Here is a 25,307-nt window from a genome sequence, read left to right as displayed (position 1 = left end):
GTCTTGCGACGGGCTGTCTCCAGCAAGGGCAGGATGTGGGCAAACTGGGCGCGACTGATGTCGCTGGGGTAGGTCTTGGTGCGCATCCATCGATTCTCTCTGAATCTGCTATCGGATCGTGAACACGCTCTTAGGGTTAATCTTGGCGGAGGCGGTGAGATTCGAACTCACGAACGGTTGCCCGTTGCCGGTTTTCAAGACCGGTGCAATCGACCACTCTGCCACACCTCCGGGGTGTTGTTTGTCGCGTGGACCGACCTGGGGCGCGGGGTGCGCGGGCGGGGACGGGCTGGGTGTGGTCGGGCGTCCTCGCGGTGTCGGTGGCTGGGGCTGTGCGCCCGCTGTCGCCTCCCTGCGATGGAGAGGTGAAGCGGGGATTGTAGCGTAGCGGCCCGGGGCTGCGGGGTCAGTAGGTGTCGCGCTGGCCTTCGGTGAGGGTGTCGAGCTGGAAGCGGCCGCTTTCGTCCCAGAGCCAGGTGTCGACGTAGCGGGTGGTGCCGGTGCCGCCGGGGGCGGGAAAGGGGGAGGCGCTGGCGATGAGCTGGTCGATGGTGGCGACGACTTCGGGGGCGTGGGTGGGGCGGCGCAGCCAGTGGGTGCCGAGGACGCGGCCGGAGGGGCTGAGGGTGACTTCGACGGTGCCGACGGCGTAGAGCATGGGCACCATCTTGCCGGGGTAGACGCGGGAGGCGTAGCGGCTGTAGAGGTGGCGTGCGGCGCGTTCGCGGTAGCCGTCGCGGCGGCTGGTGATGACGCGCTGGCCACCCCCGAAGCAGCCGGCGAGCAGGGTGGCGGCGATGGCGCCCGCTCCTGCGAGGAGGGTGCGGCGGGTGGCGGGCCGGGCAGTTGCGGCACGGCGGGGGCGCCGTAGGGCAGTGGATGGGGGCATGGCAGGGCTCCTGATGCAGGGATGGGCCATTACGGCATGCGCAAGCCCATGGGCCAGCCATGGGCAGGGGCTGCCGTGGCCCGATGGCGTTACCGTACCACTTCTGACAGCCTGCGGGCAGGGGGTGAGGCAGGAGGAATGGGGATGCGGGAAGTTTGCCGTGCACGGCGTCCCTGTGAGAAGGGCGGGTGCACGCTGTATGTTGCAGTCCGCAGTCCGCAGTCCGCAGTCCGCAGTCCGCAGTCCGCAGTCCGCAGTCCGCAGTCCGCAGTCCGCAGTCCGCGCACGCCTCCCAGTCCGTCTCTCGGTGTGCAGGGGTGCAGAGAGGAGTGGATGGAAGGGCGGGGAGCGGAGAGCGGGGGTGGCTTTCGCCTGCGTCAAGCGCTTATGGAGCTGGGGGCGTGGAGGGGGCGGCAGCGGTGGGGGACTGGCGACGGTGGGCCATTTCCTCGCCGATGGTGGTGCGCTGGCCGTCCGCGATGCGGGCGAAGGCGGCGGGGTAGGCGACGTCTTCTTCGAGCGGGATGTGGGCGGTGTACATGGTGACGAACTGCGTGGCGGGGGCGCTGTCGGCGAGCAGGGGGGCGGGGTCGCCGGCCTGCAGGGCGGCGAGCTGGGCACGCACGGTCTGCCACAGGGCGGCCATGTCCACATGCTGCTGGTGCAGGGTGCGGGCGGTGTCGATGAGGGCGGTGTCACCGCTGGCGAGGAGGACGGGGAAGATGTGGAGTTCCTCGTCCTGATGGTGGTGGGGGCCTGCCAGGTCGAAGTAGCGCATGACGTCGGTGGCAGCCTGCCGGGCCTGGGTGTCGGCGCCGTGGAGGCCGGCGTGCTCGGTGAGGCGTTCGAGCAGGGTGCACATGCGCTGCACGCGGTCGTGGCAGGCTTCCAGCATGGCCTGCGGGTCTTCGAAGGTGGCGTTGGCGCGGCGGCCGGGTTCGGAAAGGGAGACGGTGGCCATGGGGGAGCTCTTTTCGGCAGAAGGGGGACAGGTCTGCGATTGTGCGCCGGCTGCACGGGGCGTGGGCATGACGCCAGTCATGGATCGGGGGGTGAGGGTGGGGTGCACGGGGGCGCGATTGCTGCGAAAATGCAGTCTTGCGCCACTGGCGCCGAGCCTGTGCGATCCATGGGGCGGCGGGGTGGCGCGTGGATTTTTTCCCTTCCCGTGGCCTGCCATCCGCATCCGCATCATGGGTTTTTCGACATGACTGTTCCCCGTCTTCAGCTTTCCCGCATCACCAGGCGCTATCCGGGCGTGGTGGCCAATGCCGATGTCGATCTGGTGGTGCAGCCGGGCGAGATTCATGCGGTGCTGGGCGAGAACGGCGCGGGCAAGTCCACCCTGATGAAGATCATCTACGGCGCTGTGCAGCCGGATGCGGGGGGCGTGCGCTTCGACGGGCAGGAGGTGCGCATCGACAGTCCGCAGACGGCCCGGGCGCTGGGCATTGCGATGGTGTTTCAGCATTTCAGCCTGTTCGGTTCGCTCACGGTGGCCGAGAACGTGTGGCTGGGGCTGGATCGCGCCCTGACGCTTGATGAGGTGACGCGCCGCATCGGGGAGCAGGCCCGGGCCTATGGGCTGGAGATCGACCCGCACCGGCTGGTGTGCACGCTGGGGGTGGGGGAGATGCAGCGGGTGGAGATCATCCGGGCGCTGCTCACGCATCCGCGGCTGCTGATTCTGGACGAGCCGACGTCGGTGCTGACGCCGCAGGCGGTGCAGGCGCTGTTCGGTGTGCTGCGCAAGCTGGCGGCCGAGGGCTGCAGCATTCTCTACATCAGCCACAAGCTCCACGAGATTCGTGCGCTGTGCACGGCGTGCACGGTGCTGCGCGCAGGCCGGGTGACGGGCACCTGCGATCCGCGCGGGGAGAGCAATGCCTCGCTGTCGCGGATGATGATCGGCGCGGAACCACCGGCGCTGCCGCCGCGCACGGGCGAGCCCGGCAAGGTGCGGCTGGCGGTGCAGGGGCTGACGCTGCCGGCGCAGGAGCAGTTCGGGACGGATTTGCATGCGCTGTCGCTGACGGTGCGCGCGGGCGAGATCGTGGGGGTGGCTGGGGTGTCGGGCAACGGGCAGCGCGAGCTGCTGTATGCGCTGTCCGGCGAGGACCGGCGCGCGCCTGCGCAGGCCATTGTGCTGGAGGGAGCGCCCGTGGGGCGCTGGCCGCCGGGGCGCAGGCGCCGGGCGGGGATGCATTTTGTGCCGGAAGAGCGCCTCGGGCGGGCGGCGGTGCCTGGCCTGGGGCTCGATCGCAATCTGCTGCTCACGCGCACCGAGTCGGTGTCGCGACTGGGCTGGGTGCGCGTGGCGGCGCTGCGCGCGCAGGCCCGGCGGATCGTGGAGCGGTTCGGGGTCAAGGCGGCGGGCGTGGAGACTACGGCGCAGTCGCTGTCGGGGGGCAATCTGCAGAAGTACATCGTGGGCCGGGAGATCGATGCGGCGCCGCGGGTGCTGCTGGTGGCGCAGCCGACCTGGGGAGTGGATGTGGGCGCACAGGCGCGTATCCATGCCGAGCTGCTGGCGCTGCGCGATGCCGGGTGCGCGATTCTGGTGGTGAGCGAGGAGCTGGAGGAGCTGTTTGCCCTGAGCGACCGGCTGGTGGTCATGGCACGGGGGCGCCTGTCGCCCAGCGTGCCGGTGGCCGAGGCCACGGTGGAGCGCATCGGGGCCTGGATGAGTGGCCTGTGGGACGAGGCAGCCGATGGCGGCCTGGCCCCCGAGGCTGCCGAAACACGGGCACAGTCACGGACACGGATGGAGGGAGCAAGCGCATGAGACTTGGGTGGCGGCTGGTGCCGCGTACGGAACCTTCGCGGCTGTGGAGCGTGGCGTCCCCGCTGCTGGCCCTGGCGCTGACGGTGGCGGGAGGCGTGCTGCTGTTTGTGGCGCTGGGCAAGGACCCGGTGCAGGGGCTCGACATGTTCTTTGTGCAGCCGGTGCGCGATGCCTATGCCGTGGGCGAGCTGCTGCTCAAGGCCACGCCGCTGCTGCTGATCGCGCTGGGGCTGGCGGTGAGCTTCCGCTCCAACGTGTGGAACATCGGGGCGGAGGGGCAGTTCATTCTGGGGGCGGTGGCGGCCTCGGGGGTGGCGCTCACGGCCACGCCCGAGAGCAGCCGGTGGATCGTGCTGCCGGTTCTGCTGGCCGGGGTGGCCGGCGGCATGGCCTGGGCCGGGGTGACGGCGCTGCTGCGCGACCGATTCCATGCCAACGAGATTCTGGTGAGCCTGATGCTGGTGTATGTGGCCGAGCAGGTGCTGGGCTATCTGGTCTTCGGGCCGTGGAAGGACCCGATGGGCTACAACTATCCGCAGACGCGCCTGTTCGAGCCGGCCACGCAGGTGCCGCTGCTGATGCAGGGATCGCGTGTGTCCATAGGTCTGCCGATTGCGCTCGTGGGGGCGCTGGTGCTGTGGGCGTATCTGTTCCGCACCCGGGCGGGGTTTGCACAGCAGGTGGGCGGGCTGGCGCCGGCGGCGGCACGCTATGCGGGGTTCTCCTCGCGCCGGGCGCTGTGGGTGGCGATGCTGGTTTCGGGCGGGGCGGCAGGTCTGGCGGGGGCGCTGGAAGTGGCGGGGCCCGTGGGGCAGCTCACGCCGCATGTGCCGGCAGGCTATGGGTTCGCGGCCATCATTGTGGCTTTTGTGGGGCGGCTGCATCCGGTGGGCATGGTGCTGTCGAGCCTGCTCATGAGCATGTTCTACATTGGGGGCGAGCTGGCGCAGTCCCGGCTGGGGCTGCCCAAGTCGATCACCGGGGTGTTCCAGGGGCTGCTGCTGTTCATGCTGCTGGCCTGTGATACTTTCATCCAGTACCGGCTGCAGGGGCTGGGAGCGGTGGCTGCCGCCGCCGATGCTGGTGCTGACGCATCGAATGCCGAATCCGCAGGCGCTGCGGCCGGCGCAGGGGAGGCATGATGGACGCCTACGCCCTGCTCATAGCCTCCATGCTCAGTGCCGGCACCGTGCTGGCGCTGGCCTCGCTGGGGCTGCTCATCAACGAAAAGGCCGGAGTCATCAATCTCGGGGCCGAGGGCATCATGCTGTGCGCGGCACTGGCCGGGTTTGCCACGGTGGTGCACAGCGGCAGCGACTGGCTGGGGTTTGCGGCCGGCATGGCGGTGGGCGCCCTGCTTGCGGCGGCGCTCGGCGTCATGGTGATCTGGCTCAATACCAACCAGTTCGCCACGGGGCTGGCGCTGTCGCTCTTCGGGGCGGGGTTCTCGGCCTTTGTGGGCATCGGCTATGTGCAGGCCAGCCTGCCGGCGCGCCATGCCTACGCCGTGCCGGTGCTGGGCGAGCTACCGTTCGTGGGCAAGGCGCTCTTCACGCAGCATCCTCTGGTCTATGTTTCGATGGCGCTGGCCTTCGGGCTGGTGTGGTTCTTCTATCGCACCCGTGCCGGGCTGGTGGTGCGCAGCGTGGGGGAGTCGCCCGAGTCGGCCCATGCGCTGGGCTATCCGGTGCGGCGCATCCGGCTGCTGGCCGTGGTGGCGGGCGGGGCGCTGTGCGGGCTGGCGGGGGCCTTTCTGTCGGTGGTGTACACGCCGCTGTGGGTCGAGGGCATGGTGGCGGGCAAGGGCTGGATCGCCCTGGCGCTGACCACCTTTGCCACCTGGCGGCCGCTGCGCGTGCTGCTGGGGGCCTGGCTGTTCGGGGGCGTGACCATGCTGCAGTTCTACCTGCAGAGCCGGGGGGTGCAGGTGCCGAGCCAGCTGCTGACCATGCTGCCCTATGTGGCCACGGTGGTGGTGCTGGCGCTCATTTCGCGCAATCCGGCCTGGATCCGTGTCAACATGCCTGCTGCCCTGGGGCGGCCCTTCCATCCGGACCGCTGAGCCGTGAGGGCCCGCAGGGCCTGCACGGCGGCGTGCGCCTGCTTCCTTTTTCGATTTGCATTTCTGCGAGGTTCTTTCCATGACTGATCTGTACAAGCGCAGCCTTTTCCGCCTGGCTGCCGGAGCTGCCGGGGCCGTGGCGCTTGCCGCCTGTGGCCGCAGGGAAGGGGCAGCCGGCGCCGCCAGTGCCGCTGCCTCGGGGGCTGCCACGGCGGCCAAGGGTCCGCTCAAGGTGGCGTTCGTCTACATCGGCCCGGTGGGCGATGGGGGATGGACCTTTGCGCACGACACGGCACGCAAGGCCGTGGAGAAGGAATTCGGCGACCGTGTGCAGACCACCTTTGTGGAAAAGGTGCCCGAGGGCGCCGACGCCGAGCGCGTGCTGCGCGATCTGGCCGGCCAGGGCAACCGGCTGGTCTTTGGCACCACCTTCGGGTACATGGAACCCATGCTCAAGGTGGCGCGCGATTTCCCGGACGTGAAGTTCGAGCATGCCACCGGCTACAAGACGGCCCCCAATCTCTCTACCTACGACAGCCGCACCTACGAGGGTGCCTACCTGGCTGGCGTGGTGGCCGGCAAGATGACCAGAACCAATGTGCTCGGTGTGGTGGCCTCGGTGCCGATTCCGGAGGTGCTGCGCAACATCAACAGCTTCACGCTGGGGGCGCAGAGTGTGAATCCGGCCATCCAGACCAAGGTGGTGTGGGTCAACGAGTGGTTCAATCCGCCCAAGGAAACGGAAGCCGCCACCGCGCTCATCAACGGCGGAGCCGACATCCTGATGCAGAACACCGATTCGCAGGCCGTGCTGCAGACTGCCGAAAAGCTCGGCAAGCGCGGCTTCGGGTGGGACTCTGACATGACGAGCTACGGCCCCAAGGCGCACCTGGGCTCGGCCGTCATCAACTGGGCGCCGTACTACATCAAGACCGTGCGTGACGTGCTCGACAGCAAGTGGCACAGCGGCCAGAGCTGGTGGGGCGTGAAGGAGGGGGCCATCGACCTTGTTTCCCTCGCCGCCGACGTGCCGGCCGAGGTCAAGTCCCGCCTCGACGAGATCCGCAGCGGGCTCAAGGCCGGCACTTTCCACATCTGGCAGGGCCCCATCGTCGACCAGAGCGGCAAGGAAGTCGTGCCCAAGGGGCAGGTGGCGGACGACAAGTTCCTGCATGGCATCAACTTCTACGTCAAGGGCGTCGAGGGACAGGTGCCTGCCGGCAAGTAAGCAGAACACCAGCGGGCCGTCATGCCATGCCCCCCCGGGCGTGGGGCTGCCTGCTCCGGTTCCGGGTCCGCGAGGGACAGCCCCGCTCCCGGGAAAGCCACTGGCGCGGATGCTCCGCCGCGCCAGCGGCACATTCGCATCACTGGAGCCATGTGGAGGCACACCATGTACAAAAACCTCGTGACCCGTCGCACCCTTCTGGGTGCGGCCGTCGCTTCGGGCTGCGGGCCCGTCTGGGCCGCAGCGACGGCCCTGCGTCCCACGCGGGTGGCGTGGGTCTATGTCTCTCCCGTCACCGATGCCGGCTGGACGCACCAGCACGAGCTGGCCCGGCAGGAGGTGGCCCGCACCCTGGGGGCGGCCGTGCACACCACGGCGGTGGCCAGCGTGCCCGAAGGGCCTGATGCCGAGCGCGTGCTGCGTGATCTGGCACGCCAAGGCAACCAGATGATCTTCACCACCAGCTTTGGCTATATGGAGCCGGTGCTGCGGGTGGCGCGGGAGTTTCCGCAGGTGCGCTTCGAGGCGCTGACCGGCCTGCGCCGTGCACCCAACGTGGCCACGGCCAATGTGCGCTACTACGAGGGGCGCTATCTGGCCGGCATCGCGGCCGCGCGCATGAGCCGCACGGGGCTGGCCGGGTATGTGGCAGGTTTTCCCATTCCCGAGGTGCTGCAGGGCATCAATGCCTTTGCCCTGGGCATGCGCTCGGTGCACCCCCACGCGCGGGTGCAGGTGGTGTGGCTCAACGGCTGGTTCGATCCTGCCCGCGAGCGCGAGGCGGCCACCACGCTCATGAACCAGGGGGCCGATGTGCTGGCCTTTCATACCGGCTCCGATGCCGTGGCGGTGGCGGCCCAGCAGCGCGGCCGTCTGGTGGTGGCCTACCACTCCGACATGCGCCGCGTGGCGCCCGATGCGCAGATCGTGGCCGTGACCCACTGGTGGGGACGCTATGAGGTGGCACGGGTGCGCGCGCTGCGGGGCGGCATCTGGCGCAGCCAGGACAGCTCGCTCGGTGTGCACGAAGGCGCGGTGCGGGTAGGCGATTTCGGGCGCCGCGTGCCGGTGTCCGTGCAGCAGGAGGTGCTGCGGCGGCAGGCGGAGCTGGCAGCGGGCAGGCTGCAGCCCTTCGCAGGCCCGCTGGTGAGCTCGACCGGCAGGCGGGTGCTGGCGGCGGGGCAGCGCCTCACCGAGCCCCAGGTGCAGCAGATGAACTGGCTGGTGCAGGGCGTGCAGGCTCCGCCGTGGGGGCGGTGAGCAGGGGCATGGTGGGGTGCCAGAGGCTGGAACAGTCCCTCTCCACCTCCCGAAAACAATTTACTCTTTAGCATATCGACAAAAACCCCGCAAGCAGCAGTTGATTGCAATCAAAGCACTTTGTTACCAACTGGCCCCACAATCCCTGCACGTCCTCGTTCAACCAATGGAGAGCATGCATCATGGGGCAATACAAGCTGAAAACCCTGGCAGCCAGCGTCGTGCTGGCGGGCCTGTCCGCCAGCCTGCTGGCGCAGGGCAGTGGCACCAAGGCCACCGCAGAAGCGGCAGGCAAGGGGCACATCACCAATGAGGCGACTGCCGCCTATGCCGAGGCGGGCGGGTCGCCGGTGGGCAATGTGGAGATGCACCAGGACATCAATCCCAAGGCGCCGCCCATGACCAAGGCCGAGTTCGAGCGCGCCAAGGACATCTACTTCCAGCGCTGCGCAGGCTGCCACGGGGTGCTGCGCAAGGGTGCCACCGGCAAGCCGCTCACGCCGGACATCACGCTCGCCAAGGGAACCGACTACCTCAAGGTGTTCATCGCCTACGGCAGCCCGGCCGGCATGCCGAACTGGCAGACTTCCGGCGAGCTGAGCCCGCAGGAAGTGGACCTGATGGCGCGCTACGTGCAGCAGACGCCTCCCACGCCGCCCGAGTTCTCGCTCGCGGACATGGAAAAGAGCCGCAAGGAATATGTGCCGGTCGCCCAGCGTCCCAAGCACAAGATGAACAACTACAACCTGCAGAACCTGTTCTCCGTGACGCTGCGCGATGCGGGCAAGGTGGCGCTCATCGACGGCGACACCAAGAAGATCGTCAACGTGATCAAGACCGGCTATGCGGTGCACATCTCCCGCCTGTCCGCCTCGGGCCGCTACCTGTACGTGATCGGCCGCGATGCGCGCGTCAACCTGATCGACCTGTGGATGCCCGTGCCCGACAACGTCGCCGAGATGAAGGTCGGCCTCGAAGCCCGCTCGGTCGAGACCAGCAAGTTCAAGGGCTGGGAAGACAAGCGCGCGATTGCCGGCACCTACTGGCCGCCCCAGTTCGTCATCATGGAAGGCGACACGCTCAAGCCCGAGAAGATCGTCTCCACCCGCGGCATGACGGTCGACAATGTCTACCACCCCGAGCCCCGCGTGGCGGCCATCGTGGCGAGCCACTACAAGCCCGAGTTCCTGGTCAATGCCAAGGAAACCGGCAAGGTCTACATGGTCGACTACACCGACCTCAAGAACCTCAAGATGACCGTGATCGACTCGGCCAAGTTCCTGCATGACGGCGGCTTCGACAGCACCGGCCGCTACTTCCTGACGGCGGCCAATGCCTCCAACAAGATCGCCGTGGTCGACACCAAGGAAGACAAGCTGGCCGCCCTGATCGACGTGGGCAAGACCCCGCACCCCGGCCGTGGCGCCAACTTCGTCCATCCCAAGTTCGGGCCGGTGTGGGCCACCTCGGGGCTGGGTGACGACTCCATCTCCCTGATCGGAACCGACCCCGTCAAGCACAAGGCCTTTGCCTGGAAGGTGGTCGAGACGCTCAAGGGCCAGGGTGGCGGTTCGCTGTTCATCAAGACCAATCCGCATTCGCACAACCTGTGGGTCGATACCGCACTCAACCCCGATCCCAAGCTCAGCCAGAGCGTGGCCGTGTTCGACACCCGCGACCTGAGCAAGGCACCCCGGATCGTGGATGTGGCCGCCTGCGCCAAGCTCAGCGACGACGGCGCCAAGCGTGTCGTGCAGCCCGAGTACAACCAGAAGGGCGACGAAGTGTGGTTCTCCGTGTGGAGCGCCAAGAACAAGGAATCGGCCATCGTCGTGATGGATGACAAGACCCTGAGCTGCAAGGCCGTGATCAAGGATCCGCGCATCATCACCCCGACCGGCAAGTTCAACGTGCACAACACGCAGCACGACGTGTACTGAGCTACCATGCACCCGTGGATGGCGACCCCGGAAACGCCGCCATCCCTTCCTCCTCTTCCCGCCTGCGCGAGCAGGCCATTTCCCTGGAGATATCCATGAAAGTTTCCTTCCTTTCCGCCGTCTGCGTGGCCGCTGGCCTCCTGGCTGCCGGTGCGGCCCAGGCTGCTTCTCCCGAATCGCTGGCGCAGTCGCACAACTGCATGTCCTGCCACAGCGTGGACCACAAGGTCGTGGGCCCTGCCTTCAAGAGCGTGGCAGCCAAGTACCGTGGCAAGAATGCCGAGGGCCAGCTGGTGCAGAAGGTCATGAAGGGCGGCTCCGGCGTGTGGGGTTCCGTGCCCATGCCGCCCAACGCCGGCCTGTCCCAGGCAGATGCCCATACCCTCGTGAAGTGGGTGCTGTCGCACTGATGCCGGAGCCTGGCCCGTCTGGCACAGCAAAGGCCGGCGCCATCCGACGCCGGCCTTTGTCGTCCCGGCGGGGGCAGGCCTTTCGCGACCGATCGCAGGGGCCATCGGTCGCGAAAGGGTTGCACATCTTCCTCTGTCGGCGGGGCGCGGGGCGCACCGGGGCAAGGGAGGGGCAGGGCAGGAGAACGACATCGTGAATCACCGATTGCAGGGTGCGCCCGACCGGGGTGCAAGCACATTTCACCGATGCCTGTGGCGCGCATCGGCCCTGGGGGCCGGGCTGCTGGCGGCTGCCGGCATCTGGGCCGCCCCCGTGGCAGAGCCTGCCGCACCGCAGGCGCACAGCACCGTCGCGCAGAGTCAGGGGGCAACGGGGGCCATGGGCACGGCCGAGCCTCCTGCGCCCGTCCCAGCCCGGCAGGCCGAGCTGATGCATCTGCTGCGGCAGGACTGCGGGGCCTGCCACGGCATGACGCGGCAGGGCGGGCTCGGCAGCCCCATCACGGCCCAGGCGCTCGCTGACCGGCCGGAAGACAGTCTGGTAGCCACCATTCTCCAGGGGCGCCCGGGCACGGCCATGCCGCCCTGGCAGCCCTTCATGACACCAGCCGAAGCACGCTGGCTGGTCTGGGTACTCAAGAACGGAAAGGGATTGCCATGAACGACACCAAGCACACATTGCCTCCCACGGGTCTGGCGGCGACGCCGGCACGCTCGCAGGGCGGGCGGCTGCGTACCCGGCTGGCCACGCTGGCAGCGGGTGTCCTGCTTGCGGGCGGAGTGGCCGGCTGCGCAGGCGGTCCAGGTGCCTCCGGGGCCCCCGTGCTGCGCGGCACGGGAGATCTGGGCGTGGTGATCGAGCGGGCCACCGGCAGCGTGCAGGTGGTGGACAACGACGCGCGCACCAGCCTGGCCCGCATCGAGGGGCTGGGCGATCTGTCGCATGCGTCGGTGGTGTTTTCGCGCGATGGTCGTCACGCCTACGTGTTCGGGCGCGACGGTGGCCTGACCAAGGTGGATCTGCTCACCCAGCGCATCGAGCGCCGCGTGATGCAGGCAGGCAACAGCATCGGCGGAGCCATTTCCACCAACGGCCGGGTGGTGGCTGCCCAGAACTACGAGCCGGGCGGCATCAAGCTCTTCGATGCCGACACGCTGGAGCTGCTGGCCGACATTCCCGCGCGCGGCGAGGACGGCAAGGCCTCCAAGGTGGTGGGGCTGGCCGATCTGCCGGGCGAGCGCTTTGCCTTCAGCCTGTTCGATGCGGGAGAAATCTGGGTGGTGGATGCCGCCGACCCCCGCAAGCCCACGGTGACGCGCTTTCCCCATGTGGGGCGCCAGCCCTATGACGGGCTGGTGAGCACGGATGGCCACTACTACATTGCCGGCCTGTACGGCGAGGACGGACTGGCGCTCCTGGACACCTGGCATCCCGAGCGTGGCGTGCGCCGCATCCTGCCGCACTATGGCCATGGCCAGACGCCGATGCCGGTCTACAAGATGCCGCACCTGCGTGGCTGGAGCATCGCGGGCGACCATGCCTTCTTCCCCGCCATCGGACACCCCGAGGTGCTGGTGGCCGACAGCCGCAGCTGGCAGCAGGAGGCCGCCATTGCCGTGCATGGCCAGCCGGTGTTCGTGATGGCAGAGCCGTCCGGACGGCGGGTGTGGGTGAACTTTGCCTTTCCGCACAACGATACGGTCCAGGTCATCGACGTGCCGACCATGAAGGTGGTGCGCACCCTCAAGCCCGGGCGGGCGATTCTGCACATGGAATTCACGCCCAAGGGGGACGAGGTGTGGATTTCCAGCCGCGACGACGACCGGCTCATGGTGATCGACACCGCCACCTTTGCCGTGCGCAAGGAGCTGCCGGCGCGCAGCCCCTCCGGCATCTTCTTTACCACCCGCGCCACCCGCATGGGGATGTGAGGCCATGGAACTCGGCGCAGGCCCTGCACCGGCCACATGGCAGCATCCGCGCATCGTCTCGGTGATGGATGCCTGGCAGCGCGACTTTCCGTGCGTGCCGGAACCGTTTGCCGTGCTGGCGCGGCACCACGGCTACGAGGTGGAGGCGCTCCTGCACGACCTGCACGAGGCACAGACCCACCGGGTGCTGGGGCGCATAGGGGGCGTGTTCGCGCCCAATACGGTAGGAGCGAGCACGCTGGCTGCTGTGGCGGTGCCGCCGGAGGACATCGCCCGGGCGGCCGCCATCGTGAACCGGCACCCCGAGGTCAATCACAACTACGAGCGCGAGCATGCGTTCAACCTGTGGTTCGTGGCGGCTGCCGACCATGCGGCGCGCCTGCGGGAAGTGCTCGACACCATTGGCGAGGAGCTGGGGGTGCCGGTGCATGACTTTCCGCTCGAAGCCGAATACCACATCGATCTGGGCTTTTCGCTGCAGGACGGCAGCCGGGCTCCCCACCGCATCCGTCCGCAGCCGCGCGGGGCGCTGTCCACCGACCAGCGCCGCCTCATGACGCTGCTGGGGCAGGGGCTTGCGCTGGTGGAACACCCGTATGCCGACTGGGCGCACCGGCTGGGCTGGACCGAGGCCGGCGTGCTGGCCCAGCTGCGGCACTGGCAGACCACCGGCGTGCTGCGCCGATTCGGCTGCATCGTGCGGCACCACGAACTCGGCTACACCGCCAATGCCATGTGCGTGTGGCAGGTGCCGCCCGATGCGCGGGACGCGCTGGGTGAGCGGCTCGCGGCGCAGCCCGGCGTCAACCTGTGCTACGGGCGCCCCCCGCGCGGCGAGGCCTGGCCCTACAACCTGTTCTGCATGGTGCATGGCAAGGACCGCGAGGCGGTGCGTGCCCAGGTCACCCGCCTTGCGGGAGCGGCCGGACTGGCCGGCTATCCGCATGCCTGCCTGTTTTCGCGGCGCCGCTTTAAGCAGACCGGAGCCATGTACGGCTGGCAGGCGGCCCCTGAGGCACAGCGTGCGCCGTTGCCCGTGTCGTCCTCCTGGCACCCGGAGCCCCGGCAGCCGGATGGCGCGCCTTCATGATGCCTTTTTCCCGTCTGCCATGACAGCTGCTTCCGCATCCTCCTTTTCCCACGGCAGTGACGCGTCTCTGGCGCTCGATGCCGTGGACGTGGCCCTCGTCAATGGCCTGCAGGAAGGCTTTCCCCTGTGTGCATCGCCCTATGACGAAGCCGGACGGACGCTCGGGCTCGATGGGGCTGCCCTGCGCACCCGCCTGCAGCAGCTGCTGGCGCGCCGGGTGCTGACACGCTTCGGCCCGCTCTACCAGATCGAGCGGCTGGGCGGGCGCTTCGTGCTGGCGGCGCTGGCCGTGCCCGAGGACCGCTACGAGGCCGTGACGCGCCAGGTCAACGCCCTGGAAGCCGTGGCGCACAACTACCGCCGCGACCATGCCCTGAACATGTGGTTCGTGCTGGCCACCGAGTCGCCGGCTGCCATGCAGGCGGCGGTGGCGCGCATCGAGGCCGACACGGGGCTGGAGGTGCACGTCTTTCCCAAGCTGCAGGAATATTTCGTGGGCATGCGCTTCACGGTGGGCGGGCACCAGCCCGTCGGCCGCGCAGCGCCCCCTGTGCATGCCCAGCCGGCAGCGGCAGCTTCGGCAGGAAAGGCGGGTGGGGTCGCCCTGCTGCAGGACGCCCGTGTGCAGGCGCTGGTGCGTGCCACGCAGGCCGGCCTGCCGCTCGTGCCCGAGCCTTACGCCGCCGTGGCCGAGGCCCTGGGGGAGGGCTGGGATGAGACCCAGGTGCGTGCGGAGCTGGGGCGGCTGCTGGCCGCCGGCGTCATTCGGCGCATCGGAGTGGTGCCCAACCACTACGCCATCGGCTACCGGCACAACGCCATGGCCGTGTTTGACGTGGAGGATGCCCAGATCGAATCCCTTGGGCCGCGCGTGGGGGCGCTGGACTTCGTGACCCACTGCTACCGCCGCCCCCGGCATCTTCCGCTGTGGCCGTACAGCCTTTTTGCCATGTGCCACGGCGCCAGCCGCGAGGCCGTGCTCGAGCAGGTGGAGCAGATTCGGGCCCTGCTCGGCCCGGCCTGCCGTGCGCACGATGCGCTGTTCTCCACCGCCATTCTCAAGAAGACCGGCCTGCGCGTGTGAAGCGGGCAGGCACGGGCCAGGCCGTGCAGTGCAGGCTCAACCCTTCTGTCGGCAGGGGCATCTTGAGTGCGGTTGATCGGAGGCAAGGAGGGCCCCCGTGGGCTGTGGTGTACTAGGCAGCCGAAAGTTTCCGATTCCCTGGAGTTGCCCATGCTGCGCATGACCACCTATCTCAAGGCCCTGCTGGCCGATCAGCCGATGGCGCCGGAGCGTTCCGCGCGTGGCCCGGGAAGCGGGCCGGTGGTGATCTGGAACCTGATCCGGCAGTGCAACCTGCTGTGCCAGCATTGCTATGCCAGCGCCGCCAACAAGCAGTTTGCCGGCGAGCTCGACACCGCCGAGGTGTTCCGCGTCCTGGACGACCTGCATGCGAGCGGGGTGCGGGTGCTGATTCTGTCGGGCGGCGAGCCGCTCATGCGACCGGACATCTTCGAGATCGCACGCCGGGCCAAGAGCCTGGGCATGTACGTGGGCCTGTCGAGCAACGGCACCCTGATCGATGCGCGCACCATCGACGCCGTTGCCGCCGTGGGGTTCGACTACATCGGGGTGAGCCTCGATGGCATCGGGGCCACGCACGACGCCTTCCGGGGCGTGGAGGGCAGCTATGCGCAGTCGCTGCAGGGCATCCGCCTGTGCGTGGAGCGGGGGCTCAAGGTCGGCATCCGCTTCACCATGACCGAGGGCAACGCCCATGACCTGCCCGCGCTGCTGCAGCTCATGGAGGACGAGAACCTCGACAAGTTCTATTTCAGCCACCTCAACTACGCCGGCCGGGGCAACGCCAACCGCGAGACCGACGCCTACCACCAGCGCACCCGCTGGGCGATGGATCTGCTCGTCGATGCCTGCGTGCGCAGCATCCAGCAGGGGCGTGCCCGCGAGTTCGTCACCGGCAACAACGATGCCGACGGCGTGTACTTGCTGCAGTGGGCACGGCGCCACCACCCCGAGCGGCAGGAAGCGCTGGCCCGCATGGAGCGCCTGCTCCTGCGCTGGGGAGGCAACAGCAGCGGCGTCAACGTGGCCAACATCGACAACCGAGGTTATGTGCACCCCGACACCATGTGGTGGAAGGTGCGGCTCGGCAATGTGCGCGAGCGCAGCTTCGGTGCCATCTGGGCCGACACCACGCACCCGCTCATGGCCGGGCTCAAGCAGTCGCCCCGTCCCGTGCAGGGGCGGTGCGCGGCCTGTTCCTGGCTGCCACTGTGCAACGGCAACACCCGGGTCCGTGCCTGGGAGCTGACGGGCGACTACTGGGCGGCCGATCCGGCCTGCTACCTGAGCGATGCCGAGATCGGCGTTGAGCCCGGCAGCTACGCCGTGCCCGATCATGCGCTGGCGCGCCGCCTGCGCAGCATACCCATCACGTCCGCCCCTGACGATGAACTGGAGACCGCGCCATGCGCCCATTCCTGAAGCCTTCCCTGTTTTCCCGACCTGTGCGGCGCCTGTCTGTCATGTCCCGGCAGGGCAGCGTCCTGCGTGCCGGCATGGGCAGCCTTGCCCTCTGTACCCTGACCGGGCTGGCAGCCGCTGGAGCGGCGGGAGCGAATGCCGCCGGGCAGTCGGCTGCCGCAGCCATGCCGTCAGCCTCCGGCGCTGCCGTGGCCCAGCGCGATGCCGGTCCGCTGGAATGGATGATGCGTGCCCACCAGCCGGCTTCTGCCGCTGCAGTGCAGGGTGCACCTGCTGCGGCCCATGTCGCAACCACGGCATCCTCCCGCCACCGTGCCGCCTCCGCGCCTGCGCCAGAGTTAGGGACCGTGGCAGCCGCTGGCGCCGAGGCCCCCGGGGTACCCGCCCGCGAGGCCGCCGCCCTGTATGCCCAGCATTGCGCGAGCTGCCACGGGGCCACGCGCATGGGGGCCATGGGGCCTGCCCTGCTGCCCGAGAGCCTGGAGCGGCTGCGCCATGGCACCATCGTGCAGACCATCCGCGACGGGCGTCCGGCCACCCAGATGCAGGCATACGGACGCACGCTGACCGAGGCCCAGATCCGGGGCATCGCCCGCTGGCTGCAGCAGGCTCCCGAGCAGGCGCCCAGCTGGACCGAGGCCGACATGCGGGCCTCGCATCACACCTTTGTGCAGCCCGACTACGGGCCCGTGGCGCCCGTGTTCCGGGCCGATCCGCGCAACCTGTTCGTGGTCGTGGAGGCAGGAGACCACCATGTCAGCATCCTGGATGGCGACACCTTCACCCCCCTCACGCGCTTTGCCTCGCACTATGCCCTGCACGGGGGGCCCAAGTTCAGCCCCGATGGCCGCTTCGTGTACTTCGGCAGCCGCGACGGGTGGGTGAGCCAGTACGACCTGTACCGCCTGCAGAAAGTGGCCGAGATCCGCGTGGGCATCAACACCCGCAACGTGGCCGTCTCGGACGACGGCAAGTGGGTCATGGCCGGCAACACGCTGCCCAACACGCTGGTCCTGCTCGACGCCCACGGCCTCGCGCCCGTGCGGACCTATCCGGTGGTGGATCGGCAGGGCCATCCCTCGCGGGTGTCGGCCGTGTACGACGCGGCTCCCCGCAAGAGCTTTGTGGTGGCGCTCAAGGACGCGCCCGAGCTGTGGGAAATCTCCTGCGATCCGCACGCCGAGCCGCTCTACAAAGGGCTGGTGCATGACTACCGCCTCAAGGAAGCCATGCCCACGCCGGCCTACCTCGAACCCCGGGTGATCCCGCTCGACGTGGTGCTCGACGACTTCTACTTCGATCCCGACTACCGCTACGTCATGGGCGCCTCGCGTGCCGGCAAGGGGGAGGTCATCTCGCTGCTTTCCGGGGCCAAGGTGGCCGATCTGCCGCTCCGGGGCATGCCGCACCTGGGCTCGGGCATCACGTTCCGGCACGACGGGCATCTGTACATGGCCTCGACCAACCTCCAGACATCGAGCGTGACCGTCATCGACATGGGCACCTGGAAGGTGGTGAAGGACATTCCCCTGCCGGGCCCCGGCTTCTTCCTGCGCAGCCACGAGGACACCCCCTACATGTGGGCCGACTCCATGATGTCGCCCACGGCGCGGGACACCCTCTCCATCATCGACAAGCGCACGCTGCAGGTGGTGCGCGAGCTCCGGCTGCGCCCCGGCAAGACCAATGCGCACGTCGAATTCACCCGCGACGGCCGCTATGCCCTGGTGAGCATCATGGAAAATCCCGGCGAGCTGGTCGTGGTCGATGCGCGCACCTTGCGGGAGGTCAAAAGTCTCCCCATGTCCAAGCCCATTGGTAAATACAATGTGTTCAACAAAGTGACGCGCTCTGAAGGAACCAGCCACTGACCCTGTGCAGGCCAGGGAAGGGGGCTGGCTGGCTCCGGCGCGGCACCCTGTGGTGTGTGCCCCCGTTTCCCCGTGTGCAGGTCATGAGAAAAGAAATAGATATCCGTCAGCTCGTCCGTCATCAGCCCCTGTTCCAGGAGCTCGACGATTCCCAGATCGCGCGCCTCATGTTGGGCGTGCGCGAAATCCGTGCCGAGAAGGGCACCGACCTGTTCCGTCGCGGCGACGCCTGCGACGGCATGTACGTGATGGTGTTCGGGCGCTGCAAGCTCTTTGTCACCTCCGCGCAGGGCAGCGAGAAAGTCATCGAGATCGTCCATGCGGGCCAGAGCTTCGGCGAAGCCGTCATGTTCCTGCGCCGCCCCTACCCCCTGAGCGCGCAGCTGCTCGAAGACAGCATGGTGCTGCACGTGAGCGAGAAAGTCATCTCCGACGCCATCGAGCAGGACCCTGCCTTTGCACGGCATCTGCTCGCGGGGCTGTCGCTGCGGCTGCACACCTTCGTGCAGGACGTGGAACGCTATTCCATCGAGAACCCACTCCAGCGCGTGGCAGGCTACCTGCTCGAACTCACCAACGACCCGCAGGCCGAGCACTTCACCGTGACGCTGCCCGTCAACAAGAACCTCATCGCCTCGCGCCTCAGCCTCGCCCCTGAGACCTTCTCGCGCGTGCTGCACCAGCTCATGGATGCAGGCTTCCTGTCGGTCGACGGCAAGGACATCACCGTGAGCAATCCTTCGGGCATGCTCATGTTCGCGCAGACCAGCACCCGGGGCCGGGGATAAGCCCCCAGCCTTCCGGCGCGGCCGTTTTCCCCTCCCATCCAGACAGAGAAAGGGCATTTCCCATGACCACCCCCACGCAGCCCACGCACGGCATCGACGACGAACAGACAGTGGAGGCAGTGGATCTGCGGGACTTGCCACCCCCGGAACCCATGGTGGCCGTCATGGACGCGCTCGACGCTCCCCTGCCGGCCTGCGGGTACTGGGCCTTTCTGCTGCCGCGCTTTCCAGAGCCGCTCGTCACTCGCATCGAGGCCATGGGCCTGGCCTTTCGCGCCGAGCCTGCCCCTGATTACCGGGGCGTGCTGATGCTCATCATGCCAGGCGGCGAGCAGGGCTGACGCTCTTCTGTTTTCGCCCGCAGTGTCGCCCTGGGACCGCTGTTCCGTTTGAGTGGGGGGCGGGCGTGGTCGAGGAGGGCGCATCCCAGCGCGGCATCAATTGATGGCACCTTTGCTGGCCCGTGGCAGAACTTTCCCCTGCGTGAAGGCGCGCATCAGACCATGCCTCCGTAATTGGGGTCGATGCACCAGATGAAGTTCTGTACATCGATCATGTCCTTCGGCTGCAGATCGGCGATCTGTTGCTTCACGTACCCATAGAACGCCATCACGGTGCTGTACGTCAGCCAATTGAGCTTTGGCCGGTAGTTGATTTCAAACCGGGCTACTTTGGCTGCATTTGCTAGATTGGTCGGCTTGATTAGTACGTCTACCTCGGGGTGTAGCAAAAACCGGTAGATTGTCAGCAGCGGCCATTTGGCGCACTCCATGTGATCCAGCTCTTTGGCAAAGGCATCAAATGCGGCTTGACTCGGTCGTTCTGGCAACACCCATGCACAAAAGGCTTCCGCGAATGCCTTCGGTCTTGAGTGGTTTTTGACGGCATTGGCAAAGGCCATCTTCTCAAAGGAAGCGGGCAGGTTATTTTCGCTGCATTTGACCAACTGATAAGCCAGTTGCACCACGTCGGTATAGCGACCCTCGGTCAGCGCAGACCGCAAGCAGTCAGGCGAATACCATTGGCGAGCCAGTGCAGACAATCGATCCTTGTAGTCCCGTTCATGGTCCTTCATCTTTTGACCATGAAGCCCCCCCGGATAAATTTCCAACAACCTCTCCTTGGCTTCGGCGATGGTGCATATTGGGTAGGATTGGCCGTCCGCTGGTAGATGCATGTTATCTAGCAGTGCACTTTCTGCTTCTGCTCCGCTCACCCAGATTAGCTTGTCTGCGGCGGTGGGGTCCAAGTGCTTCTCTCCTGCCCCTTCAAAAAAGATATGAAAGTCTTGGCTGTTGGCATCTTCAAGCAGTTGACCAACACCCCACTCGGTTTTGGTGGCGTGCCGTACCCTGCTGCCCTTTTTCCCTTTTTGCATGGTCTATTTCTCCAAACATCTTGAGCCGCAACGTTGGGCGACTGATTTAGGATCGCCAATTCCGATGACTCGGCCGAGGTACTCCAAGGAACGAGCTTTCAGAACTCAGCGTACTGCAGGAAAGTGGCTTTGCGCTTACGTCGTCGGCAGGTCCAGCTGGGTCCGGGCCTGGCGGATGAGGGGGTACAGCGTGGTGTGCAGGGTGACCACGCTGCCGATGATGAGCAGCGCGGGGGAGGTCAGGGTGCTTTTGGCCAGCATGGCTTCCAGGGTGGCGAGCGTGGCGAGTCCCACCTGCTGCTGCGGCAGGGTGGCGCTGGCCACCACGGCGAGCGGCGTGTCGCCGGAGAAGCCGTGGGCCATCAGGTCCTGCACGATGCGGGGGGATTCGCCCAGCCCCATGTAGACCACCAGGGTCGAGGCGGGATCGAGGTGTTCCACCCAGTCGAGCGTGGAGCTGTCCTGTTTGCGGTGGCCGGTGACGAAGCTCACCATTTGCGTGTGGTCGCGGTGGGTGAGCGGAATGCCGGTGCAGGCGGCAGCGCCCATGGCGGCCGTGATGCCGGGCACGACTTCGCAGGCGATGCCCGCGCGGGCCAGTTCCTGCATTTCCTCGCCCCCACGGCCGAACATGAAGGGATCGCCCCCCTTGAGGCGCACCACCCGCAGCCCGTCCTGGGCCTTCTGCACGATCAGCCGGTTGGTGTCCTCCTGCGGCAGGGTGTGGCGGCTGGCGCGCTTGCCCACGCAGATGCGTTCGGCGCGGGGCGGAATCAGGTCGAGGATGGCCTGCGAGACCAGCAGGTCGTACAGCACCACGTCGGCCGTCTCGATGCGGCGCAGCGCGCGCAGCGTGAGCAGCTCCGGATCGCCGGGGCCGGCTCCCACGAGCGAGACGGCCGGCACGGCAGGGGGCTGTGCCGCAGAGGGGGCGGAGGGTGCGGGGGCGTGCGGAACGGAGGTCATCGGGCTGGTCACAGGATGGGTCGAGAGGAGGGCATTCCCGGAGCCCTGCGGGGAACGTGGGGCATGTGGGGCATGTGGGGGTTTCCGAGGGTGACAGTGTACAAATTGCGGCGGCTTTTTTTGGTTGACTGCCGTCAATGCCGGACTGCCCGGGCCAAACATACAGTTACACCCGGTTTGTTTCCTCATTACTCATCAAAGGATGGCGACATGGCAGCAAGTTTTACCAAGTCGACCGCCCGTAATATTTTCTACGGCGGTTCATTGTTCTTCATCCTGCTCTTTCTGGCGCTCACGTTCCAGACGGAACAGGATTTTCCCAAGTACGACAACCACGAAAACCTCACCGTGCAGGCCATCCGGGGCAAGAAGCTCTGGGAGGTGAACGACTGCGCCGGCTGCCACACCCTGCTGGGTGAAGGGGCGTATTTCGCGCCGGAGCTGGGCAATGTCTACACGCGCCGCGGCCCGGATTTCATCAAGGTCTGGATCAAGGCACAGCCCACGCACGCGCCGGGCCGCCGCCAGATGCCCAACTTCCACTTCACCGACCAGCAGCTCGACGATCTCGTGGCGTTCTTCAAGTACACCTCGGGCATCCGCACCAACAACTGGCCGCCGAACAAGGAAGGCTGATTGCCCCCGCATGCACCGCAACGTTCACATTCCAAGGAGAATTTCATGACTCACATTGCCCTGCCGGTGGATGCAGAGGGGCTGGCGCCCGTGGCGCCGGCCGATCTGGCACCGGAGCCGGCCAAGCTGCGCTATGCGTCGCAAGCGGTGGCCAAGCCCTATTTCATCGCCGCCATTGCCCTGTTCGTGGGGCAGATCTGCTTCGGCCTCACGATTGGCCTGCAGTACGTGATCGGCGACTTCCTGTTCCCGTACATCCCGTTCAACGTGGCACGCATGGTGCACACCAACCTGCTCATCGTGTGGCTGCTGTTCGGCTTCATGGGGGCGGGCTACTACCTGATCCCCGAGGAGTGCGAGCACGAGCTCTACAGCCCCCGGCTTGCGCTGATCATGTTCTGGATTTTCCTGGTGGCCGGTGCGCTCACCATCGTGGGCTATCTGACCGTGCCCTATGCCGAGCTGGCGCGCCTGACGGGCAACGACCTGCTGCCGACCATGGGCCGGGGCTACATCGAGCAGCCGCTCATCACCAAGGTGGGCATTGTGGTGGTGGCGCTCGCCTTTCTGTTCAACCTGAGCATGACCATGCTCAAGGGCCGCAAGACGGCCATCAGCATGGTGATGATGATCGGTCTGTGGGGGCTGGCGCTGATGTTCCTGTTCGCGTTCTACAACCCGGACAGCGTGCCGCGCGAGAAGTTCTACTGGTGGTGGGTCGTGCACCTCTGGGTCGAGGGCGTGTGGGAGCTCATCATGGGCGCGATGCTGGCCTTTGTGCTGGTCAAGGTCACGGGCGTGGACCGTGAAGTGATCGAGAAGTGGCTCTACCTGATCGTGGCCATGACGCTGATCTCCGGCCTGATCGGAACCGGCCACCACTACTACTGGACCGGCATGCCGCCCTTCTGGAAGGTGTGGGGCTCGATCTTCTCTGCTCTGGAGCCGATTCCCTTCTTCATGATGACCGTGGCCGCCTTCAACGTGGTCAACAAGCGCCGCCGCGAACACCCCAACCGGGCCGCCGTGCTGTGGGCGCTGGGCTGCTCGGTGATGGGCTTCCTGGGAGCCGGGGTGTGGGGTTTCCTGCACACGCTGTCCTTCGTCAACTACTGGACGCACGGCACCCACATCACCGCGAGTCACGGGCACATGGCCTTCTATGGCGCCTATGCCATGGTGGTGCTGACCATGATCTCCTACTCCATGCCCATCATCAACGGGCGCGAGGCCAACAGCAACAAGTCGCAGGTGATCGAGATGTGGTCGTTCTGGCTCATGACCGTGGCCATGGTGTTCATCACCCTGTTCCTGACCGCGGCAGGCATTCTGCAGACCTGGCTGCAGCGCTACAGCGACAACCCCATGCCCTTCATGCAGGTGCAGGAGAAGATTTCGTTCTTCTTCTGGCTGCGCGAGGGCGCGGGTCTGGTGTTCTTCACCGGTCTGCTGCTCTATGTGGCGAGCTTCTTCGTCGGCAACCGCAAGGCGGTGCGCTGAGTCTGGGGTGAGTGGGGTGCCGGAACGGGCAGGGCAGGGAGCCTTTCCGTTCCGGCTTCTTCAAGACATGCGCACGCAGGCTGCCGCGGGATGCCATATCCCCGGCAGCCTGTGTGCATGAGGGAGGACAGGACAGATGCAACCGGCAGACCGCATGGTGTCGATGGCACCGCACGACCACGGCAGGGACCCGCGCAGCACCGGGGAGTGTGTGCGCTCCGACGAGCGGCGGGTGCCGGGCGATGTGGCCATGTGGGCCTTCATTCTGGCCGAGCTGCTGGTGTTCGCCCTGTTCTTTTCGGCCTATGCCTGGTTCCGGCATGACGAGCGGGCGCTGTTCGCGGCCGATCAGGCGCGGGTGGGGCTGGAGCAGGGCTTTCTGGATACGGCCCTGCTGATTCTGGCCAGTGCGGCAGCGGCCTGGGCCGTGCGGGTGGCCCGTGCAGGGCAGGCCGGCATGGTGCAGCGTGCGCGGCGGGGGCTGCTGGTGGCGAGCGGGCTGGCGCTGGGGTTTCTGGTGAGCAAGTCGATGGACTTTGTCGACAAGTTCCATCAGGGCCTGAGCATGTCGACAGACGACTTCTGGCTGTTCTACTTCTCTCTCACGTTCTTCCATTTCCTGCACGTGGTGCTGGGGCTGGTGATCCTGATGCTGGTGTGGCACAAGCTGCGTCCCCTGCGCATCTTCACCGACGATTCGCTCAACTGGATCGAATCGGGCACCGCCTACTGGCACATGGTGGATCTGGTGTGGATCGTGCTCTTTGCGCTGGTGTACGTGGCGCGTTGAGGAACGCGGTCCTGCGGTCCTGCGCCGCAGCAGTGGGGAAGGGCAGGGCGCCGAGTCTTGGCTGCGGTCAATGCCGTGTCCGGCCCGGGTCACGATACTGGCTGCATGAAGACCCCCGACACCTCCTTTCGCAGCGTCGCCCTGGTGGCGGTGCTGCTGCTCGTGCTCACGAGCCTGTCGACTTGGTTCGCCACCGGGCAGGTGCATCTGCCGGTGAGCGTGGGCACTGCGGCGCTGGGCTTTGCCTGGATCAAGGGCTGGCTGATCGCGGACCATTTCATGGAGCTGCGCGAGGCACCCTGGCTGTTGCGTGGGGTGGTGCTCGGCTGGCTGACCGTGGTGTGCGTGGGGCTCATGTGGGCGCTGTAGGCCGTGGAAGCGCGGGGCTCCTGTTTTTTCTCTGTTCTGCAATCAAGCGTGGTATGTCATGTCGGTGAGTCTGCATCTTTCCCCCGAAGTTCCGTCCGGAGCGCCCAGCCGGGCAGCCCCTGCCGGAATGCCCTATTACCAGCCCACGGGGCAGGAGTGCGAGCTGTTCACGCAGGCGTGGCAGCAGCAGCTTCCCGTGCTCATCAAGGGGCCGACCGGCTGTGGCAAGACGCGCTTTGTGGCCCACATGGCCGCCCGGCTGGGCGTGCCGCTGTTCACGGTGAGCTGCCATGACGACCTGACGGCCGCCGATCTGGTGGGCCGGCATCTCATCACCTCTGGCAGCACCGTGTGGTGCGACGGGCCGCTGACGCAGGCTGTGCGCGCTGGCGGCATCTGCTACCTCGATGAGGTGGTCGAAGCCCGCAAGGACACTACGGTGGTGCTGCACCCGCTGACCGATGACCGCCGCATGCTGCCCATCGAGCGCACGGGCGAAGTGCTGCAGGCGCCGCCCGGCTTCATGCTGGTGGTGTCCTACAACCCCGGCTACCAGCATGTGCTCAAGACGCTCAAGCCCTCGACGCGGCAGCGCTTCGTGGCACTGGCCTTCGACTTTCCCTCGGCCGAGGTCGAGGTACCCGTCGTCATGCAGGAAAGCGGCATCGACACTGCCCATGCGCAGCGGCTGGTGGGCCTGGCTGCCAGCATCCGCCGCCTGACCGGCTATGACCTCGACGAGGCGGTGAGTACCCGGCTGCTGGTCTATGCGGCCAAGCTCATGGCAGCAGGCATGGCGCCGCGCCTGGCCTGCCGTGCGGCCGTGGTGGAGCCGCTGTCTGACGAAGCCGAGACCATTGCCGCCCTGATGGCCGTGGTCGACACCCAGTTCCCAGCCTGAGGCGGC

Annotated in this window: 24 protein-coding genes, 1 tRNA gene and 1 pseudogene; 21 read left to right on the top strand and 5 right to left on the bottom strand. The window is 67.1% G+C overall.

Translation table 11 applies throughout. The features are described 5' to 3' along the window. Positions 1-143: 143 nt before the first annotated feature. From ACE3P9_RS06330 to ACE3P9_RS06320, 3 genes are all read right to left on the bottom strand, one after another. A tRNA-Ser gene (locus ACE3P9_RS06330) sits at positions 144-231 on the bottom strand. 175 nt (positions 232-406) lie between these two features. Further along, complete coding sequence (locus ACE3P9_RS06325) at positions 407-889, bottom strand: hypothetical protein (protein WP_374492560.1); 483 nt, start codon at positions 887-889, stop codon at positions 407-409. A gap of 385 nt (positions 890-1,274) precedes the next feature. Continuing rightward, a complete protein-coding gene (locus ACE3P9_RS06320) occupies positions 1,275-1,850 on the bottom strand; it encodes a hemerythrin domain-containing protein (protein WP_374492558.1) in 576 nt (191 codons plus the stop codon). Between the two features lie 246 nt (positions 1,851-2,096). Between ACE3P9_RS06320 and ACE3P9_RS06315 the strand changes: the two genes are divergently transcribed. The 16 genes and pseudogenes from ACE3P9_RS06315 to ACE3P9_RS06240 all read left to right on the top strand — a co-directional run bounded on the left by ACE3P9_RS06315 (position 2,097) and on the right by ACE3P9_RS06240 (position 19,102). Further along, on the top strand, positions 2,097-3,674 hold the full coding sequence (locus ACE3P9_RS06315; RefSeq protein ID WP_374492555.1) for an ABC transporter ATP-binding protein: 1,578 nt from the start codon (positions 2,097-2,099) through the stop codon (positions 3,672-3,674). Further along, the gene (locus tag ACE3P9_RS06310) at positions 3,671-4,816 is read left to right on the top strand and encodes an ABC transporter permease (protein ID WP_374492553.1); all 1,146 of its coding nucleotides are present in this window, start codon (positions 3,671-3,673) and stop codon (positions 4,814-4,816) included. The genes ACE3P9_RS06315 and ACE3P9_RS06310 overlap by 4 nt, the downstream gene beginning before the upstream one ends. Next, positions 4,816-5,736, top strand: coding sequence for an ABC transporter permease (locus ACE3P9_RS06305; protein ID WP_374492574.1), 921 nt, complete (start codon positions 4,816-4,818; stop codon positions 5,734-5,736). The genes ACE3P9_RS06310 and ACE3P9_RS06305 overlap by 1 nt, the downstream gene beginning before the upstream one ends. A 79-nt stretch (positions 5,737-5,815) precedes the next feature. After that, positions 5,816-6,964: a BMP family ABC transporter substrate-binding protein gene (locus ACE3P9_RS06300; protein WP_374492552.1), complete on the top strand. Its 1,149-nt coding sequence runs from the start codon at positions 5,816-5,818 to the stop codon at positions 6,962-6,964. Positions 6,965-7,129: 165 nt separating this feature from the next. Next, positions 7,130-8,224 carry a BMP family ABC transporter substrate-binding protein gene (locus ACE3P9_RS06295; RefSeq protein ID WP_374492550.1) on the top strand — a complete coding sequence of 365 codons (1,095 nt, stop codon included), beginning with the start codon at positions 7,130-7,132 and terminating at the stop codon, positions 8,222-8,224. Positions 8,225-8,589: 365 nt separating this feature from the next. Next, the gene (locus ACE3P9_RS06290) at positions 8,590-10,164 is read left to right on the top strand and encodes a cytochrome D1 domain-containing protein (RefSeq protein ID WP_374492572.1); all 1,575 of its coding nucleotides are present in this window, start codon (positions 8,590-8,592) and stop codon (positions 10,162-10,164) included. A 95-nt stretch (positions 10,165-10,259) separates the two neighbouring features. Further along, positions 10,260-10,574 carry a c-type cytochrome gene (locus ACE3P9_RS06285; protein ID WP_374492548.1) on the top strand — a complete coding sequence of 105 codons (315 nt, stop codon included), beginning with the start codon at positions 10,260-10,262 and terminating at the stop codon, positions 10,572-10,574. 379 nt (positions 10,575-10,953) lie between these two features. After that, positions 10,954-11,235, top strand: coding sequence for a cytochrome c (locus ACE3P9_RS06280; protein ID WP_374492570.1), 282 nt, complete (start codon positions 10,954-10,956; stop codon positions 11,233-11,235). Next, positions 11,232-12,506 (top strand): cytochrome D1 domain-containing protein, encoded by a 1,275-nt coding sequence (locus tag ACE3P9_RS06275; protein ID WP_374492546.1) that lies wholly within the window; start codon positions 11,232-11,234, stop codon positions 12,504-12,506. The genes ACE3P9_RS06280 and ACE3P9_RS06275 overlap by 4 nt, the downstream gene beginning before the upstream one ends. A gap of 4 nt (positions 12,507-12,510) precedes the next feature. Beyond that, on the top strand, positions 12,511-13,596 hold the full coding sequence (locus ACE3P9_RS06270) for an Lrp/AsnC family transcriptional regulator (protein ID WP_374492544.1): 1,086 nt from the start codon (positions 12,511-12,513) through the stop codon (positions 13,594-13,596). Further along, positions 13,580-14,074: pseudogene (locus ACE3P9_RS06265) on the top strand (Lrp/AsnC family transcriptional regulator); the annotation flags it as partial. The gene ACE3P9_RS06270 and the pseudogene ACE3P9_RS06265, both read left to right, overlap by 17 nt. Before the next feature lie 126 nt (positions 14,075-14,200). Continuing rightward, positions 14,201-14,680, top strand: coding sequence for an Lrp/AsnC family transcriptional regulator (locus tag ACE3P9_RS06260; RefSeq protein ID WP_374492568.1), 480 nt, complete (start codon positions 14,201-14,203; stop codon positions 14,678-14,680). A 150-nt stretch (positions 14,681-14,830) separates the two neighbouring features. Next, positions 14,831-16,102, top strand: coding sequence for a heme d1 biosynthesis radical SAM protein NirJ (gene nirJ, locus ACE3P9_RS06255; RefSeq protein ID WP_374492542.1), 1,272 nt, complete (start codon positions 14,831-14,833; stop codon positions 16,100-16,102). Continuing rightward, positions 16,087-17,973 carry a cytochrome D1 domain-containing protein gene (locus tag ACE3P9_RS06250; protein ID WP_374492539.1) on the top strand — a complete coding sequence of 629 codons (1,887 nt, stop codon included), beginning with the start codon at positions 16,087-16,089 and terminating at the stop codon, positions 17,971-17,973. Before nirJ ends, ACE3P9_RS06250 begins: the two co-directional genes overlap by 16 nt. An 83-nt stretch (positions 17,974-18,056) precedes the next feature. Beyond that, on the top strand, positions 18,057-18,761 hold the full coding sequence (locus tag ACE3P9_RS06245) for a Crp/Fnr family transcriptional regulator (RefSeq protein ID WP_374492537.1): 705 nt from the start codon (positions 18,057-18,059) through the stop codon (positions 18,759-18,761). A 62-nt stretch (positions 18,762-18,823) separates the two neighbouring features. Further along, the gene (locus tag ACE3P9_RS06240) at positions 18,824-19,102 is read left to right on the top strand and encodes a hypothetical protein (RefSeq protein ID WP_374492535.1); all 279 of its coding nucleotides are present in this window, start codon (positions 18,824-18,826) and stop codon (positions 19,100-19,102) included. A gap of 155 nt (positions 19,103-19,257) precedes the next feature. On the opposite strand, the gene ACE3P9_RS06235 is transcribed toward ACE3P9_RS06240, so the two are convergent. Both ACE3P9_RS06235 and cobA read right to left on the bottom strand, forming a co-directional pair. Then, positions 19,258-20,139 carry a DUF3553 domain-containing protein gene (locus ACE3P9_RS06235; protein ID WP_374492533.1) on the bottom strand — a complete coding sequence of 294 codons (882 nt, stop codon included), beginning with the start codon at positions 20,137-20,139 and terminating at the stop codon, positions 19,258-19,260. Positions 20,140-20,274: 135 nt separating this feature from the next. Further along, entirely contained in the window at positions 20,275-21,105 is an 831-nt protein-coding gene (cobA, locus tag ACE3P9_RS06230) for a uroporphyrinogen-III C-methyltransferase (protein ID WP_374492530.1), read from the bottom strand. 210 nt (positions 21,106-21,315) lie between these two features. Between cobA and ACE3P9_RS06225 the strand changes: the two genes are divergently transcribed. The 5 genes from ACE3P9_RS06225 (at position 21,316) to ACE3P9_RS06205 (ending at position 25,301) form a co-directional block, all read left to right on the top strand. After that, on the top strand, positions 21,316-21,741 hold the full coding sequence (locus tag ACE3P9_RS06225) for a cytochrome c (protein WP_374492528.1): 426 nt from the start codon (positions 21,316-21,318) through the stop codon (positions 21,739-21,741). 45 nt (positions 21,742-21,786) lie between these two features. Next, positions 21,787-23,241 carry a cbb3-type cytochrome c oxidase subunit I gene (locus ACE3P9_RS06220; RefSeq protein WP_374492526.1) on the top strand — a complete coding sequence of 485 codons (1,455 nt, stop codon included), beginning with the start codon at positions 21,787-21,789 and terminating at the stop codon, positions 23,239-23,241. Between the two features lie 136 nt (positions 23,242-23,377). Beyond that, positions 23,378-24,031 (top strand): cytochrome c oxidase subunit 3, encoded by a 654-nt coding sequence (locus tag ACE3P9_RS06215; RefSeq protein WP_374492524.1) that lies wholly within the window; start codon positions 23,378-23,380, stop codon positions 24,029-24,031. Between the two features lie 105 nt (positions 24,032-24,136). Next, positions 24,137-24,400: a cytochrome C oxidase subunit IV family protein gene (locus ACE3P9_RS06210; protein ID WP_374492522.1), complete on the top strand. Its 264-nt coding sequence runs from the start codon at positions 24,137-24,139 to the stop codon at positions 24,398-24,400. Positions 24,401-24,527: 127 nt separating this feature from the next. After that, on the top strand, positions 24,528-25,301 hold the full coding sequence (locus ACE3P9_RS06205; protein WP_374492520.1) for a CbbQ/NirQ/NorQ/GpvN family protein: 774 nt from the start codon (positions 24,528-24,530) through the stop codon (positions 25,299-25,301). The last annotated feature ends 6 nt before the right edge of the window (positions 25,302-25,307 follow it).

Source organism: Allobrachymonas sp., from assembly GCF_041912815.1.
Taxonomy (GTDB): domain Bacteria; phylum Pseudomonadota; class Gammaproteobacteria; order Burkholderiales; family Burkholderiaceae_C; genus Brachymonas.
Note: the sequence above shows the minus strand (reverse complement) of the source record. Positions and strands in the feature narration are given on the sequence as shown.

Bases quoted from the DNA above. Each gene is read 5' to 3' on its own strand.
- ACE3P9_RS06325 (WP_374492560.1), bottom strand. From the start codon at position 889: ATGCCCCCATCCACTGCCCTACGGCGCCCCCGCCGTGCCGCAACTGCC.
- ACE3P9_RS06320 (WP_374492558.1), bottom strand. From the start codon at position 1,850: ATGGCCACCGTCTCCCTTTCCGAACCCGGCCGCCGCGCCAACGCCACC.
- ACE3P9_RS06315 (WP_374492555.1), top strand. From the start codon at position 2,097: ATGACTGTTCCCCGTCTTCAGCTTTCCCGCATCACCAGGCGCTATCCG.
- ACE3P9_RS06310 (WP_374492553.1), top strand. From the start codon at position 3,671: ATGAGACTTGGGTGGCGGCTGGTGCCGCGTACGGAACCTTCGCGGCTG.
- ACE3P9_RS06305 (WP_374492574.1), top strand. From the start codon at position 4,816: ATGGACGCCTACGCCCTGCTCATAGCCTCCATGCTCAGTGCCGGCACC.
- ACE3P9_RS06300 (WP_374492552.1), top strand. From the start codon at position 5,816: ATGACTGATCTGTACAAGCGCAGCCTTTTCCGCCTGGCTGCCGGAGCT.
- ACE3P9_RS06295 (WP_374492550.1), top strand. From the start codon at position 7,130: ATGTACAAAAACCTCGTGACCCGTCGCACCCTTCTGGGTGCGGCCGTC.
- ACE3P9_RS06290 (WP_374492572.1), top strand. From the start codon at position 8,590: ATGCACCAGGACATCAATCCCAAGGCGCCGCCCATGACCAAGGCCGAG.
- ACE3P9_RS06285 (WP_374492548.1), top strand. From the start codon at position 10,260: ATGAAAGTTTCCTTCCTTTCCGCCGTCTGCGTGGCCGCTGGCCTCCTG.
- ACE3P9_RS06280 (WP_374492570.1), top strand. From the start codon at position 10,954: ATGGGCACGGCCGAGCCTCCTGCGCCCGTCCCAGCCCGGCAGGCCGAG.
- ACE3P9_RS06275 (WP_374492546.1), top strand. From the start codon at position 11,232: ATGAACGACACCAAGCACACATTGCCTCCCACGGGTCTGGCGGCGACG.
- ACE3P9_RS06270 (WP_374492544.1), top strand. From the start codon at position 12,511: ATGGAACTCGGCGCAGGCCCTGCACCGGCCACATGGCAGCATCCGCGC.
- nirJ (WP_374492542.1), top strand. From the start codon at position 14,831: ATGCTGCGCATGACCACCTATCTCAAGGCCCTGCTGGCCGATCAGCCG.
- ACE3P9_RS06250 (WP_374492539.1), top strand. From the start codon at position 16,087: ATGCGCCCATTCCTGAAGCCTTCCCTGTTTTCCCGACCTGTGCGGCGC.
- ACE3P9_RS06245 (WP_374492537.1), top strand. From the start codon at position 18,057: ATGAGAAAAGAAATAGATATCCGTCAGCTCGTCCGTCATCAGCCCCTG.
- ACE3P9_RS06240 (WP_374492535.1), top strand. From the start codon at position 18,824: ATGACCACCCCCACGCAGCCCACGCACGGCATCGACGACGAACAGACA.
- ACE3P9_RS06235 (WP_374492533.1), bottom strand. From the start codon at position 20,139: ATGCAAAAAGGGAAAAAGGGCAGCAGGGTACGGCACGCCACCAAAACC.
- cobA (WP_374492530.1), bottom strand. From the start codon at position 21,105: ATGACCTCCGTTCCGCACGCCCCCGCACCCTCCGCCCCCTCTGCGGCA.
- ACE3P9_RS06225 (WP_374492528.1), top strand. From the start codon at position 21,316: ATGGCAGCAAGTTTTACCAAGTCGACCGCCCGTAATATTTTCTACGGC.
- ACE3P9_RS06220 (WP_374492526.1), top strand. From the start codon at position 21,787: ATGACTCACATTGCCCTGCCGGTGGATGCAGAGGGGCTGGCGCCCGTG.
- ACE3P9_RS06215 (WP_374492524.1), top strand. From the start codon at position 23,378: ATGCAACCGGCAGACCGCATGGTGTCGATGGCACCGCACGACCACGGC.
- ACE3P9_RS06210 (WP_374492522.1), top strand. From the start codon at position 24,137: ATGAAGACCCCCGACACCTCCTTTCGCAGCGTCGCCCTGGTGGCGGTG.
- ACE3P9_RS06205 (WP_374492520.1), top strand. From the start codon at position 24,528: ATGCCCTATTACCAGCCCACGGGGCAGGAGTGCGAGCTGTTCACGCAG.